Source organism: Mucilaginibacter sp. P4_G9 (genome assembly GCF_056400985.1).
On record NZ_JBFUKF010000919.1, the window covers coordinates 1 to 662 of the forward strand.

Here is a 662-nt window from a genome sequence, read left to right on the forward strand (position 1 = left end):
ATGTTAACGATAGTGAAGTATTATTGCAGCACATTAAGCCCGAAACCGGTGTAATCTGGATAGAAACACCGTCAAATCCGCTGCTCAAAATTACTGATGTTAAAAAGGTGGGAGCTATCGCGAAAGCAAAAAACCTCAAAGTTGTTGTTGACAATACATTCGCAACACCGATATGCCAGCAGCCATTAGCCTTAGGTGCCGATATGGTAATGCACTCGGCCACAAAATACTTCGGCGGCCATAGCGACCTGATGGGCGGAGCGCTGATTGTTGCCGAAAAAAGCGATTGGTGGGCAAAAATACGCCAGGTGCAGGAAATGGGTGGTGCCATCCCCTCCCCAACCGACTGCTTTTGGCTGGTGCGCAGCATTAAAACCCTGCCATACCGTGTTAAAGCACATGTATATAATGCGCAGTTATTAGCTGAATTTTTAGAGTACCACCCCAAAGTAGAAAAAGTTTTATATCCCGGTTTAACATCGCATCCGCAGCATGAAATTGCTAAAGACCAAATGCTTGCCTTTGGCGGAATGCTATCGTTTATAGTTAAGGGCGATGAGAACGATACCCATAACATCATCAACAAGCTAAAAATATTTACCAGGGCAACCAGCCTTGGCGGTGTGGAAAGTTTGATAGAACACCGTGCAACCATGGAAGGC

The 662-nt window shown here is 45.6% G+C and carries 1 protein-coding gene; it reads left to right on the plus strand.

Translation table 11 applies throughout. The annotated features are described in order from the left end of the window. Positions 1-662 (plus strand): trans-sulfuration enzyme family protein (locus AC1DPZ_RS28560; RefSeq protein WP_477409906.1); only part of this gene is annotated, 662 nt, incomplete at both ends.